This is a genomic window from Shewanella frigidimarina NCIMB 400 (assembly GCF_000014705.1).
Classification (GTDB): Bacteria; Pseudomonadota; Gammaproteobacteria; order Enterobacterales; family Shewanellaceae; genus Shewanella; species Shewanella frigidimarina.
On the sequence record NC_008345.1, the window covers coordinates 2,971,650 to 2,986,057 of the forward strand.

Genomic DNA, 14,408 nt, shown 5'->3' on the forward strand with positions numbered 1-14,408 from the left:
AATTATCACTAGCACCATGATGGTATTCAGTTTGAATATGGTTATCATAAAAGTCTGTTTAATATTTAACCTTCTAGATTTGTAAGGTAATATTGGTCAAGCACATTTCACATATAATGACGGCTTAACAAGGATGAATTATGCGCATATTGGTTATTGAAGACGACCCTCTTTTATCACACCATCTACAGGTGCAATTATCTGCTCAAGGTAATCAAGTGCAAGTGGCATTAACCGCAAAAGAAGGGTTTTATCAAGCCACTAATTATCCTATTGATGCTGCCATTATTGACTTGGGTTTGCCCGATCAAGATGGAATAAGTCTCATCAAAATGCTGCGTAATGCAGATGTTAAAGCGCCTATTCTAATTTTAACCGCTCGACTAACGTGGCAAGATAAAGTCGAAGGGCTCAATGCAGGTGCAGACGACTACTTAGTTAAACCATTTCAAAAAGAAGAACTCATCGCCAGACTTGACGCTATAGTGCGCCGCAGCAGTGGTTTTGTTCGCCCAACCATCACCAGCGGTGCACTGCAAATAGATGTTGCAGCAAAACAAGTAACACTAAATCAAACACCATTAGAGATCACTGCCTTTGAATACCTAATTCTGGAATACTTGATGCGTCATTGCCATGAGGTTGTCGCTAAACAGCGTTTACTGGATGTGGTCTATGCCGACAAAGAAGGCGACCCCAACACCATTGAAGTGATGGTCAGCCGATTAAGAAAGAAACTAGCTCAAGGTGGAATAGAACAGTCCATCATTACCCTTCGCGGCCAAGGATATAAATTTAATCACCCATGCGACTAATTTTACAACCTAAAAAACGCCTGCTTACAAGGATGTTCTTAACGTCCTTGAGTATTATCGCGTTAGTGGGATTTGGTCTGGCGTGGTTAATTACCCTACTTCATGCCCAAAACCGCTATAACCAAACCACCAGCGCTTTAATCGCCCAATTACCCATCATTGCCGCAGAGTTTCGCGAAAACAATTTAATCCCTATCACCCAAGCCCGTGAAGGTGATGACGTCGACACGCAATACATTATGGCTACCTGCAATAGTAGCTATAACACCTTATGGCGATCTGACTACGCAATCAGCTTAAACTTGAATAACATCTGTGAACAATATCTTGATATAAAAGATGATTTACCGCCTTTCTACCTCAACTTTAATGGCCAACAAAGCTACTTTGCTTACTTGCTCAGCATTGACGTTGAAACCGAAATGTATCATTTATTGATTTTGAAAGATGCCACTGCACTGAAAGCTGAACTCAATCAATTTAATCGACTTACTTATTTTAGATTGGCAATGGTAATGGCTATTGCACTACTGCTTTTAGTGAGTGCAGCTTACTGGGGAATGCGGCCGTTAACTCAGCTAAAACAAGAGTTATTGCAGCTACAACAAGGACGTAAAAAAAGCCTATCACAAGATTACCCCGTCGAATTACAAGGCATCACCACAGCGTTAAATCAACTTATGGACCAAACAGACCAACGTCAAACTCGCTATCAAAATGCCATGAACGACCTTGCTCACAGCTTAAAAACGCGTCTCGCCGCCAGTATTGCCATCATTGATGATGACTCATTAGATCGTCAGCAACAGCATCAAAAAATACTTGAACAAATAAACGACATGGATCATTTAGTACAATATCAACTTAAACGCGCCATGTTAGGCCAACAAGGTTTACGTCAGCAACAAACTGTTATCGCGCCGATTGCGCAACAACTTGCGCAAATGCTCGATAAAATCTATCGAGACAAACATGTCATATTCACCCTAAACATATCACCTTCATTGCAACTACCACTCAGCAAAGGCGATGTTATGGAGCTATTGGGTAATCTGCTGGAAAATGCATTTCGCTTATGTGGCAATAACGTCATGATCAGCGCCGCTAGCCTCGATAACAATCTCATCCAACTCAGTGTTGAAGATGACGGCCCGGGCGTAGACAACGCCATTAAACAAAATATAATCCAGCGCGGTACGAGAGCCGACACTCAATCATCTGGGCAAGGAATTGGTCTAGCAGTATGCCATGAGCTCGTTAGCAGTTATGGCGGCACAATGACTATTGGTACTAGCGAGCTTGGCGGAGCAGCTTTTGTCATTCAGCTCCCCGCAACGGCATAAGCACGCAGCAACAAAGTCATCAATCAAATAAGCATATAAAGCCACAACTGGTTTTGCTCAACAGTAATCACTAACTTAGTGGCGCATAAAGTTGCTCGGCACGATTAAACATCGCCCAAGAAGTCGCAATATATTTATCGTTACTAATGGGCACATTGCCACGATGGCTATGAGTAAAACCCGCTGGAGCAATCACCATAGTGCCTTTTTTAGGGCTTATTTTACGTTGTTGATAATAAAACTCCGTTTCACCGCCCTCTTCAACGTCATTCAGGTAAAACATGTATAACACCACCCGATGAAGCGCCTCATTATGGCCATTCTGTGGATACTGCTCTGAATGCCAATGCGGATATCCACCCACACCTTGCTGATAATGCTGCACATTAATCGTACCACTGCGGTACAAATACTTGGTTAATGCCGCCGCCCTTGGCCGACCTAACGCATCAAAATTATCAGGCGTTAACGTTTGTGGTTGACCATTTTCATCTGCTACTTGTACAGAAACAGCCCCCATTAACGTTAATGAGTATTGAGTAAAATAATCGCTAATATGGGTAAATGTCGACGCTAAGAGTTCATTTTTTAATTCGGCTAAATCATCAAAAGCATCTAGCATTAAATCACGACTGCGCTTTTTCTCGGTATCTACACCAAAACCCGTATGACCAGGACCCACACTCGGATGCGTTTCAAATGCCGCAATTAAACGATCACATAAGTCATTACTTATCGCATTGGGATATACTTCAATAAAATCCATAGGGAGTAACTATTGTTAATAAATTTATAGTAGTATGCTGCCACGCAATTAAAGTGCCTGTAAAGGGCAATGCATAACATAGCTAATTGTTCTTCAAAGTAACTATCGATTGAATATGAAAAAAAACCAAAAAATCTCTGTAGAACAGTTAGAAGTGGGCACCTTTATCCGCTTGCCAATTTCCTGGAAAGACCACCCTTTCCTGTTTAGCAGTTTTAAAATTAAAGACGCTGCACAAATAGAACTCATCAAAGGCTTAGGCCTAAAAGATGTTTTTTTTGATCCCGAAAAAAGTGATGTTGAACCTGTAACGTCCGAGAATGCCAGCACCCAAAAACCCGACGAGCAGGCCCTCAACGCGCTAAAAGAACAAATGATTAGCCAGAAGTCGGCTAAAATCGATGAGCAACAAAAGCTCAAACGAGATTTAAAGAAAACTGAACAACAATTTAATCGTTCTGTGTCGATGATGCGTTCAATGGTGTCTAAAATCAGTAGCCGACCACTCAATGCGGTCAGTGAAGCGAAAGACCTCATCAGCAACATGACCACCATGTTACTCAATAGTGATAATTTAGCCTTACATTTAATGGGCGATGCTAAAAATGATGAGCATATTTATCACCATTCACTTAACGTCGCTATGTTATGTATGTTAATGGCAAAAGAGCTAGGTTGGAGCCGCGAAGAAGTTGAAACGATTGGTATTGGTGGGTTATTTCACGATATAGGTAAACTCAAAGTTCCAAGCAACATTCTCAACAAGCGAGTGCCGCTTACCACGCCAGAAGAAAACTTTATTAAACAGCACCCATTGATGAGCATTAACTTTCTTAAACTCGCTGACAGCTTTCCAGATGAAGCCAAACCGTTAATTGCTAATCATCACGAATATCTAGATGGCAGTGGCTACCCACAAGGGCTCAAAGCCGACAAATTAGACAAGCTGTCGCAGTTGATTGCCGTGGTTAACGAATACGACAATTTGTGTAATGGCACCAACCAAGCTAAAGGGAAACCACCCAGTATCGCCTTGGGGTTGCTGTATAAAAACTATAAAAACAAACTCAATGTTGAATATATTAGCAAGTTAATCAAAATGTTAGGTATTTATCCGCCTGGCAGTATTATTGAATTATCCAGTGGCCAATTTGCTATGGTTATGTCGGTAAACTTACAGAAGCTATTGTGCCCTAATATTGTGGTTTACGATCAACTGGTACCCAAAGATTTAGCCCCCATCATTAGTTTACAAGATGAAGGCTTGAGCATTGTACGCAGTCTACCCGCCGCAGCATTGCCAGAAAAAATCCATAAATACCTCAATCCTAGAGAACAAATCAGCTTAGGAATTGGTCAAAACTAGTGTTGTGCAGGAGATGAATTAATCAATATTGAATAGTCTATTTCATCCCTTTAAATAGTGGCTTACATAACAGTTTTCAGTCGACTTATTTCCGCCTAACTCAAGTATTTGAGGTATAAAAAAAGCCATCAATCGGCAACAATTGATGGCTTTATTTTGTGTAAAATAAGTTACTGCTATAACCAACCTTTCCGTTTAAAGAAAAAGTAGGTTCCTGCTGCACTGGCTAGCATTAATGCCACTGCCATTGGGTAGCCAAAGCGCCAATCGAGTTCTGGCATAATATGAAAGTTCATCCCATAACTGCTGGCAATTAGCGTAGGGGGTAAAAATACTACCGCCGATACCGAAAATATCTTAATGATTTTGTTTTGTTGCAAGCCACTGAATCCCATCGCCGCATCCAGTAAAAATTGTAACTTGTCGAAAATAAACTGGCTGTGTGGCATCAATGATTCGATATCCGATAACATCTCACGAATATCTTTCAAGTTTTCATCCGACAATCGGTCACGATAATAACGTTGCATATAACGTAATGAACGCTGAGTATCCAATAGACTTAATCGAATTTTACCGTTCGAATCTTCTTGTAAGGTAATCAGTTTAAAAACGCCATCAAGCTCTTCGTCATTAAATACTTGCTCGCCAACATTTTCTAAAATACTATAAATATCTTCAATTAAGTCAGATAGATAATCAACTTTCAAAGTAAAGAGCTCTAACAACAAGCCTTGTGGAGTGGTAATATCCAAGCGCCCTAAACGTAGGTAATTACGCAGTAAACGAATAAGGCCGACATCTTCTTCACGCATTGTTAGCAAAAAACGTTCTCGCAAATTAAACGACACGTTCACTGCGCGTACATCTGAACTCACACGCTGAGGAAACAACGAGTTAATGTGTAACCCGTCTTGGTTTTGATAAAAACGCGCCGAAGCCTCAATTTCTTTAATATCTTCTTCGTCAGGAACTTCTTCAGCAGAGAATAGCCTCAACCATTGACGCTCTGCATCATCGGGTTTTAATAAATCTAACCACAAGGTTGATTCAGGGACTTTATCGCCCACATTCAATTCGGTGGTGATTAATTCTCTATTTTGATAGGCGTATGCAGTGATCATCGCTCCCCCAAAGTCCGTTAGGCTATTACAAGCATAACAAACAAAAACACTCAAAAAGTGGCGCTAGTTTACTCAACTACAAATGAATGAAAAGTAAAATATTCAACTGCGCCAAAAATCGTACCAGTTAGATAATTTGTTCGGTAATTTGCTAAATAAGCCATGAGCTAAGCCGTTAGATAAATCCAAACAAAACGTTGCAAAGTTCACCGCCACTGACAATTTTTAAGCATCAGTATATTGAGATAAAAAATCTGCGTAAGTTAATGTCACTTTGCACGCTATTGAATCCAAAAATCACACGCAATACTAGATGCTACAACATGTTAGCTCGCTTTACTTACTAACTCACCAAAGCATAGCACGCGTTAAACCTAGACTCGCTATTATCTTCGTTCATAAAAAAGCGCCCAAATAGGACGCTGTTGTAACAACACCAATTAAGCTTACGTTATTCGCCTTTTAAGCGACGATCTAATTGGTCTTTCAAATTGGCTGGCACGCCTTTAATCAAAATAGTGTCAGATATCGGATCATAAATAACCCGTTCACCTAAATGGCCGCCATCAAAGCTCAAGGTAACTCCACCGCCGGTACCCGAGAACTTCTTCAAGCTGCGTAAACTGGCTTTATCAGCTGGAAACTCTTCATCTAACTCATAGCTTCCGCCACAAGCAAAATCGTAAAATGAATCCATACCAGAATCCGCTAACTCATCAGCTAAGTCTTTAACCTCAATCACTTCACCCGCGTCAGCGCGCTCAGAACAATATTCAAATACCTTGTTACGGCAATCTTGGCGTTCATCTTTGGTTAATTCACTGCCCGCGACAAAATCTTCAACCGCATGGATCAAGGTTTTGTTTTGCGCCTTAGTGTTCACCCCTTCGACACAACCCATAAAGTCTAAAAAGAAATCGGCAACTTTACGGCCAGCACGGCCACGAATAAACGAAATATACTTACGTGAGCTTTTATCTGCCTGCCACTCGGTTAAATCTATACGCGCCGCTAACTGAATATTATTTAAATCTAAATGGTTGTTTTGCGACAATTCCATGTCATCTAATACTGTCATCGACGACTTAGCGCTTAATAACGCCACAAATAAATAGTCGCTTGTCATGCTGGTGTAGCAAGACATCAACAAAAAACCGCCTTGGCTAAAATCGTACTTGGCAAGTTCTTGTTGCAATAGTTGGCTCGCTTGACCACTAAACTCAACAAAACCTAAATCGCCTTTACGATAACCGGTCAGTGCATCAGAAAATTCACTGTTGGCTTCGCCATCATCGCCATGGGTTCCAAAAAAGCCAAATCCCTTGCCCGCTTTACCCGAATAGGTTTGATGCAACTCTTCTAACATGGTTTCAACGGCGTGAGTATTCAACAACGGTTGCGGACGTAAACGACAACGCATTTGTCCCTGACTGTCTTGAGAAATTTCGTGAATAATTGCTTGCTCAATACTAATGCTCATAAGCCTTGTTAATCCTAGTCTGTCGCAGATGTTATTTTAAAAAAGAATGATATCAGACCAACCGTATAAATCGAACAAGGGTTTACAATATTCCTCACATACAGCGAATAAAACTTGAGGCGAGCGCCGGCTAAATCCGTTATTATGTGCAGCTAATTCATTATTTATTGAAGTTTTCTGACTATGGCAATTCAATCTAAATACACAAACACTCAAGTTGAAGCACTTATCAGCGAGCTGCTTGCTGTACTAGCTAAGCATCAAGCACCTACCGATTTAAGCCTAATGGTATTGGGCAATTGCGTGACCCATTTACTAGACAAAAAAGTCCCAGGTGAATCACGTCAAAAAGTTGCCGAGCAATTTGCTAAAGCCTTAACACAGTCGGTTAAGTAACCGACTAAATAAAATTTATCATCAATGCTAACAATCAGTTACACTGAAAATAGTCTGTGATAATAACGTAGGAATACGAGTTAACATGATCGAGCGCAAAAAGCAGCAAATGACGCGTGATAAAGTGTCACGCTTAGTTAATTGGGGTCACTGGTTTGCCTTCTTTAATGGCATATTAGCGATGTTAATTGGCGCTCGATATATTGGCAGTGTCGGCTACCCAGAAACCATTATTGGTTGGGCTTACCTGTCAATCAGCACCATTGGTCATTTTACCTTTTTGGCCTTTATCGGTTACTTAATTTTTATATTCCCGATTACCTTATTATTACCTTACTCCAAAATTTTACGTGGTTTTGCTGCATTTATCGCCTCTCTTGGTTTATATGCCCTACTGTATGACACCATTATTTATGACGACTACGGTATCCATTTAAGTCCTTTTGCGTTCGACTTAGCCTGGCAAGATCTCAACGCGCTATTACACAGCACTTCATACATAGTGACACCTATCGTCATTGTGATTGTAGAGCTTACCGCGGCCAATTATTTGTGGAAACGCATCGACAAAATTCAGAAAAAACAATGGGGCAACAAAGTAGTGCTGTTTGTCGGTATCTGTTTTGTCAGTAGCCATTTATTTCATATTTGGGCCGACGCGACCAATATGACTGAAGTCACCCGTTTTGACGACGCCTATCCAGTGTCATACCCTGCGACAGCACGCTCGTTTATGGAAAATCACGGCATTGACAGCAGCATGCAGTCAACAGAGTCTCGCAACACTAAATCACGTAAGTTGAGCTATCCCATCAGTCCGATGCAATGTACTGCAGACAGCCAACCCAATGTTATGGTTATCAGCATAGACAGCCTACGCGCAGACATGGTCGACAGTGTCACCATGCCGTTTTTAAGCCAGTATCGTATTCAAAATCAACGTTTTATGAATCACTATAGTGGTGGTACGGACTTTGAAACCAGCATGTTTACCCTCATGTATGGCTTACAAGGCAATTATAGCGATCGCAAAGAGTTTGATAGCACCAGCCCAATATTGACCAACACTCTGTCACAACAAGGCTATCAATTAGCCATGTTTGCGCCTGAAAATGATCAATACGCTGCTAATAGCGCAATGTTCAGCGGTATAAGCATTCATATCAGCGAAGGCGATAATGGCAGCGCAGATGCCGATATCAACACCATTAATGCGGTGAATGCTTGGCAGCCAAAACAAACACAACCGTGGTTTGCCTTAGTGAATCTTACCGCACCAAAAGATTACGATACCCCAGTCGGATTTTTAGGCGTACAAACCATCAAACCGCATATGGCATTAAAGCCTGCGCAAAAGGTGCTGTTTAATCAATATCGTCAATCACTTAACTTTATAGACCAACAACTGGCAAGCTTACTCAATAACGTTAGTGATGATACCATTGTGCTCATCACTGGCACTTACGGCCAGGTCTTTACCAGTAATACCAGCGACGCCCGCAGCGATTTATCGCCAGGTAATGTTAAAGTGCCGCTGATCATCCATTGGCCCGACAGCCATGGTAATAAAGTGAATTACCGCACCAGCCATTACGGCATAGCGCCAACCTTGCTAAGCCATGTGTTAGGCTGCACTAATCCAAGCACCGATTACAGTTCGGGTCGCAGCTTGTTAGAACCTAATAATGAAACCTGGGTTTACATAGGCGACAGCCGCCGCTTTGCCATTTATCAAAAAGCTGAAATAACAGTATTGGATAGTTTCGGTAAATACCGCATTTACGATTTAGACTATAAAAAACGTTTAGATAAGAAAATGAGCGCACCAGAATTGATCCAGGTAATGCGTGAAGGTCGTAGACTTTATAATCAATAAGATATTTTATTACTAATAACATATTTAGATTAAAATATTGTAAAAGAGCGAGCTATTCATCAGCTTAATCATGCTTGCTTATGTATAGGTAAGGTCGAGCGTTTTATTGAATGGATAGTTTATAATCAATCGATAACCGACTGATAACTAACTACTTGCGTAAACAAATCGCAATTGATACAGTAATTACTCACTTAGTAACCCCGAGGCTCACAGCCGTACTAAGTGGTTGACATGTATGATGATATTTTCATTATATCTAAAGTCAAACGAAGTCATTTCGGTATGTAGCGCAGCCCGGTAGCGCACTGTCATGGGGTGTCAGGGGTCGGAGGTTCGAATCCTCTCATACCGACCAAATTAAAAATAAAAAATCCTGTACGCATCAACTGCTTACAGGATTTTTTGTGTCTAAAGATAATACGTGAATTTTATTAATCCGGTCAAACTCCGGTCAAACCCTCTGCTCTACAATTACAACTTACGTTATTTCTGTCATAACTTTTTTTAATGTCTAAATGTAGCGGGTCGCGAGGTTTGAGAAATGAAAACGGGTGGTTTGAGACCGGCAATATCGTATATTTCTCAAACTGAGTGACGTCACTTGGTTTGAGACAAATCAAAAATACATCAATTGAATAACGTTTAAACCTACCTTAAATCGATTGTAACCAACGAAGTTTAACCGTCCCAACACGGCAGGTGTGAACACCAACTTTTTGTTAGGCCGCTATTTAAGAGCAGCTTCGATTTTTTCGGTATCTAAGTACTTCTCAAATACACCCAAACTTTGAGAGACGGATGATTCTGTCATTAACTCTTGCATTGCCACTTTCCCTACAATACTGAATGCAGACTCAAATGCTGCTGAATTTTCTTCCATAGCCTTATTGGATATTTCTTTGCAATCTTTAGTTATTAATCTAGTTATAAGCTCTCCAACATATTTATTCATTTGATCTAAGTTAGCATCTGAGACATTTGAATAAGGTTTTATAGTGCTATGCTGGGACATACCAAAGTAGATCCATTTAGCTAAATTCTTCCTTTCTTTTCCATTCATTGAATCTGTTAAACAGACACCTAACTGCTGCGTTGCAGAGACTGTGCTTGCTGATGTATGCGGGCTCATTACAGCTGCTATTAAAATAATAGTGGAGATTAACTTCATAATGCTTTCCTTATTGATTGCCTAACGCCCCTCTAATAAGTGAACCGAGTGCTGGCGGGCGATTTGCTCAGTAAATGGCATGACACCCTTGGTGAATCTGAATTTAGAAGCTTGTTATACGCAACTTTCAGCTTTAGGTCTAAAGTAGTTTTTTGAGGCTGGTAATATCAAAAAAATCATTGCGAATAAGGGGATGATATGTATTCCCAATACCGGATAAATTCTAAATGCCTCAAACAGAGAAAGATCGTAAAAATACTGGTCATAAGCCTTCCAAAGCCAAAAAAGAGGTAATCCACCAGTCCCTATTAAACCAATAATCAAAGATTTTTCATCTCGCTTTTTCAAAGCAGAAGCAACCAAAAAAAAGGCTGCTCCAGCAATTAACTGTGAAACTGCAGTTGATGGCCTAGCATCTACGACGAACATCATCCATGCAGCAAGAGTAATGCTGACTCCTGAACTCAAGTAAAGCAACATTAAAGTCATTTTGGCGGAAAAAGGCATTTACAAACTCCTTGTGTATAACGCTTTAGTATTTTATCCGTTACGGCGCTGTTTGCATGGCACTAACCGTTTGTTTGACCTGGCTGATGCCGAGTCCAGGTTAATTGGCATGCCTCATGCTATAGGAATGTTGTTTTTTTGATGCTAGCTCTGGGCTACAGAGTAGTTTTGAGTCAATTGACATCGAGTAGTAGGTAAGTTTTTCATTGAAATTCCTTTTCATAGTATCTTTCTATCATACATCTTTAAGCTTGGCTGACAATGAGGTTAATATACTCAATTGAATCAGCACTTGGCTCCTCGCAGCGGCTTTGTTCAACGCCTCTTAATGACTTGTATGGCATTAATTACTCTACTGCCTGACCTTTAATAATTTTAACTGTATTATCTGATTCAGAAAGTGACACAGGAATTTTTTGACCCGTATTTGTCGCTATATATGGTTCTGAGGCAGCCATTAAAACTGGAAATACTCGTCTAAGATCACCACTAGAACCAGTGCTACTAACAGTGGTTGTCCATATTTGAACTTCTTTTTCCGACTGTTTAAATTCGGTGTAATCGTAGCCAGTAATTAATACGTATCTAAAAAATGTAGTTCGAGTTCCTGTATGATTAGTAGAGCCTGTAACTCCGTATGTTGGAGTATAAGTTGTTGTTGTATTAACCGAGGTTGTATTTCCATATGTTGTAGCTGTGCCATATGTATTAGCAGAAGAAACGCCTGTTTTACCCCATGTAGGCAAAGAATATGAATACTGTTGTTTTTGAGGATCTCCGATGCCATAAGATAGAACGATTGCTAAATCAGCATCTTCTTCTGAGCTTGCTGCTATATAACCTCTGCCGTTAAGTACACGCTTGAGGTAGTTTTCATACTCTTGGAACTGTAAATCGTTATGAGAAACACCTTTGTTACCAGGGATTAATAAATATGTTTTTTTAGTTGCCGCAATCGGAGAAGCTAGAGAATCAACGGATACAGAGAAAGATGGTTGCGTAGCTGCACAACCAACTAATAGAGTGATAAAAATAATTACGATGAGATTGCGCATAAACTTTCCTTAGTGCTTTAACGTTTTAGTATTTATGCGCTATTTTCCGCGCATAAACCGCTTGTTGGACTTGGCCGATGCCTAGTCCATATTAATTGGCATGCTTCATGCTATAGGAATTTGCTTTTTTTGTTACTGGCTATGGGCTACAGAGCAGTTTTGAGTCAATTGGTATCGAGTAGTGGGTAAGTTTTTCATTGAAATTCCTTTTCATCGTATCTTTCTATCATACATCTTTAAGCTTGGCTGATTCAATGAGGGTTATACACTCAATTGAAGCCTCTGTTGGCTCCGCGCAGTGGCTTAGTTCAACAGCGTATTAGCGAGAATTCCGATAAACATTCAGAGAATGCCAATCAAAACCCAGCGTCTATATCACTTTAATTATTAATATTTTTAGTAACTTACCAGCTTAAATATCTCGAATCAATCACTCTTTAGTCTAGCCGAAAGCGAGAATGTAGATAACCGCGAAGAACATGGCTCGTTATGTAAATGATTTATCAATAAAATTAATTTTATTCAATTAGATAGAGTTATCCTCGGTCTACAATAGAGACTCTTAAATAGCAGCTTAATATTGCCATTATTTTTGCTTGGCCATTAAAACGCATACGCTTTACTTTAGGCAGCAGAAAACCGTGTGATCAAAGGTTCTAGATTACACAATGTTAGCTTTATAAAATGGCTGAATGGTTATCGATAACTCACTTAACTGATAACTCATAAGTAAAATTGACCGCATTCTAATCGATGCTCCAAGTGAATTTACGTCAGCGCATTTTTGCGCTGACGTGCAAAATCAACAGGTTGGCACGAGTCAACGTGATTTGAAGTGTTAACAACTGACCAAAGACGGTTTTATGTTTCTAGTCATGGGGTTTACGGGTGCCAAAGCTGCCGCACTCAACACCCGTTTGAGCAGCAGCGCATGTTGTTTACATTGGAAGACGGCAAAATAGTGAGCTCTCAACCTATACATGATGACCAGTTTGTCATCAGCCGCGATAAATTAGTGCAGTACATGCGCGAACACGCTTTTTATCACTTGAGCAATTGCTAGAAATTAGTGAGGCAGCAAACCAACAGATTACGACATTAGCAAGATTGGCAGATAAACACGCCCGTTTACGATAAAAACCACAGTGAAACGCCCATAAAAATGGCTACATCAAGTAGCCATTTTCTGTTCGTAGCCAATCATCGTGAGCAATTTTCTGGTTTTTAAAACGTCTTTTTTGAAAATAATCGTGACTGACCATGTTTCGTTAAAAGCACGATGATTTAACAGTTAAATGACAGACGAAGTAGATGAATTTGTTGATTGATTTTAATTGGACTGCACAGTCACATAAGTTAGGCTCGCATATTGACTGGCGGGAGGCTCACATGTGTTAGTGCGATTTTAAGATAACTACTGCGGATTTTAATTTTTTAATATCTTTAGCGTCATTTATGTTATGCATTTTTCTATGACAATTAGGACATAATCCAACAACATTCTCGGGCATATCGAGACCTCCTTTAGAAAGCCAATCTATATGATGAACCTCCAAAAAATTTCTACCTGATTTTGTCGCAAAAGGACCGGCATTATTACAAAGCTGGCATTTTCCATTTGCATGCCTTAATGCATACTCTTTTACAAATTCACTTCTTTCATATCCTACTGTTTCTGTTGTCGTTTTCTTTGGGGATTTTCGTTTAGGGTTTTCAGTACAAATACGCTCCCAAAGTTCATCATCAGAAATAAATGTAGCTTCATTTATTTCTCCAGTTGTAGCTAATTGCTTAAAGTTTGCAATATTAATTAAAAAGTCATGTAACTTAACGGTAAAGTCATCACTTTCAATTAAGCCAACTAGTATGGCGCTTTCTTTTGCACTATTGGTTGATACTGAAGTTAATTCATAGGAAGACCAGCTGAGAAATGCTTGCTTACCTATACCTTTCCGCCCACCACCTAAGCCACCACGGTGAAACAGCCCAATTTCACCACTTTCATTTTTTGCATAAAAACCTGCAACTTTTCTATTAATCCCATTAGTAGGGATATTAATCTCAACAACAATGTTGTTTGATTTATTACTACTAAGTTCTTGTACTAAACCAAAGCCATTCCAGAAACGTGGTGATTTTTCTTCACCACCAATTTCATGATGTAAGAACCAAATGTCCTCATTATATTGGATAGTTTCAGTCCAACTTCCACCTGGAAAACCAATATTAAATTTCCCAGAAAGGTAAAGGTTATTTTTTAAATTTTCGAGTAGTAATGACTGACACTTGTTTATTTCACCTATTTCGATAACCGTTTTAAACATACAAACTCCATTTTGACACTGATAGCATTAACATTTTAGTATTTGTGCGTTGCGAAAATTGCATGGCACAAAAAAGCTTCTTGGACTTGGCCAATGCCGAGTCCAGTTTAATGGGTACGCTTCATGCTAAAGGAATTTGCTTTTTTTGATGCGAGCTCTGGGCTGTAGAGCTATTTTGAACTGAT

General features: G+C 39.9%; 12 protein-coding genes and 1 tRNA gene. 6 read left to right on the forward strand and 7 right to left on the reverse strand.

Annotated features, from left to right (window positions below; all coding sequences use genetic code 11):
• Positions 1–140 precede the first annotated feature (140 nt).
• The gene (locus tag SFRI_RS12765; RefSeq protein WP_011637940.1) at positions 141–815 is read left to right on the forward strand and encodes a response regulator; all 675 of its coding nucleotides are present in this window, start codon (positions 141–143) and stop codon (positions 813–815) included.
• Positions 806–2,158, forward strand: coding sequence for an ATP-binding protein (locus tag SFRI_RS12770; RefSeq protein ID WP_011637941.1), 1,353 nt, complete (start codon positions 806–808; stop codon positions 2,156–2,158). The genes SFRI_RS12765 and SFRI_RS12770 overlap by 10 nt, the downstream gene beginning before the upstream one ends.
• A gap of 70 nt (positions 2,159–2,228) precedes the next feature.
• On the opposite strand, the gene SFRI_RS12775 is transcribed toward SFRI_RS12770, so the two are convergent.
• Positions 2,229–2,924, reverse strand: a complete 696-nt coding sequence (locus SFRI_RS12775) for a 2OG-Fe(II) oxygenase (RefSeq protein ID WP_011637942.1) — start codon at positions 2,922–2,924, stop codon at positions 2,229–2,231.
• 115 nt (positions 2,925–3,039) lie between these two features.
• On the opposite strand from SFRI_RS12775, the gene SFRI_RS12780 reads away from it, so the two are divergent.
• Complete coding sequence (locus SFRI_RS12780; RefSeq protein WP_011637943.1) at positions 3,040–4,290, forward strand: cyclic di-GMP phosphodiesterase; 1,251 nt, start codon at positions 3,040–3,042, stop codon at positions 4,288–4,290.
• Between the two features lie 176 nt (positions 4,291–4,466).
• Here the strand turns inward: SFRI_RS12780 and corA are convergent, their stop codons facing one another.
• A complete protein-coding gene (gene corA / locus SFRI_RS12785) occupies positions 4,467–5,414 on the reverse strand; it encodes a magnesium/cobalt transporter CorA (RefSeq protein WP_011637944.1) in 948 nt (315 codons plus the stop codon).
• A gap of 451 nt (positions 5,415–5,865) precedes the next feature.
• Entirely contained in the window at positions 5,866–6,894 is a 1,029-nt protein-coding gene (gene yejK / locus SFRI_RS12790) for a nucleoid-associated protein YejK (RefSeq protein ID WP_011637945.1), read from the reverse strand.
• Between the two features lie 183 nt (positions 6,895–7,077).
• Here yejK and SFRI_RS12795 point away from each other — a divergent pair, with 183 nt between their 5' ends.
• From SFRI_RS12795 to SFRI_RS12805, 3 genes are all read left to right on the forward strand, one after another.
• Complete coding sequence (locus tag SFRI_RS12795) at positions 7,078–7,290, forward strand: YejL family protein (RefSeq protein ID WP_011637946.1); 213 nt, start codon at positions 7,078–7,080, stop codon at positions 7,288–7,290.
• Positions 7,291–7,375: 85 nt separating this feature from the next.
• The gene (locus SFRI_RS12800) at positions 7,376–9,166 is read left to right on the forward strand and encodes a DUF3413 domain-containing protein (RefSeq protein WP_011637947.1); all 1,791 of its coding nucleotides are present in this window, start codon (positions 7,376–7,378) and stop codon (positions 9,164–9,166) included.
• Between the two features lie 281 nt (positions 9,167–9,447).
• A tRNA-Pro gene (locus SFRI_RS12805) sits at positions 9,448–9,524 on the forward strand.
• A 372-nt stretch (positions 9,525–9,896) separates the two neighbouring features.
• On the opposite strand, the gene SFRI_RS12810 is transcribed toward SFRI_RS12805, so the two are convergent.
• From SFRI_RS12810 to SFRI_RS21030, 4 genes are all read right to left on the reverse strand, one after another.
• A complete protein-coding gene (locus tag SFRI_RS12810; protein WP_011637948.1) occupies positions 9,897–10,337 on the reverse strand; it encodes a hypothetical protein in 441 nt (146 codons plus the stop codon).
• A gap of 114 nt (positions 10,338–10,451) precedes the next feature.
• Positions 10,452–10,844, reverse strand: a complete 393-nt coding sequence (locus SFRI_RS12815) for a hypothetical protein (protein ID WP_041413073.1) — start codon at positions 10,842–10,844, stop codon at positions 10,452–10,454.
• Positions 10,845–11,191: 347 nt separating this feature from the next.
• Positions 11,192–11,899 carry a hypothetical protein gene (locus tag SFRI_RS12820; protein ID WP_011637949.1) on the reverse strand — a complete coding sequence of 236 codons (708 nt, stop codon included), beginning with the start codon at positions 11,897–11,899 and terminating at the stop codon, positions 11,192–11,194.
• A 1,394-nt stretch (positions 11,900–13,293) separates the two neighbouring features.
• The gene (locus SFRI_RS21030; RefSeq protein ID WP_011637950.1) at positions 13,294–14,223 is read right to left on the reverse strand and encodes an HNH endonuclease; all 930 of its coding nucleotides are present in this window, start codon (positions 14,221–14,223) and stop codon (positions 13,294–13,296) included.
• Between the last annotated feature and the right edge of the window lie 185 nt (positions 14,224–14,408).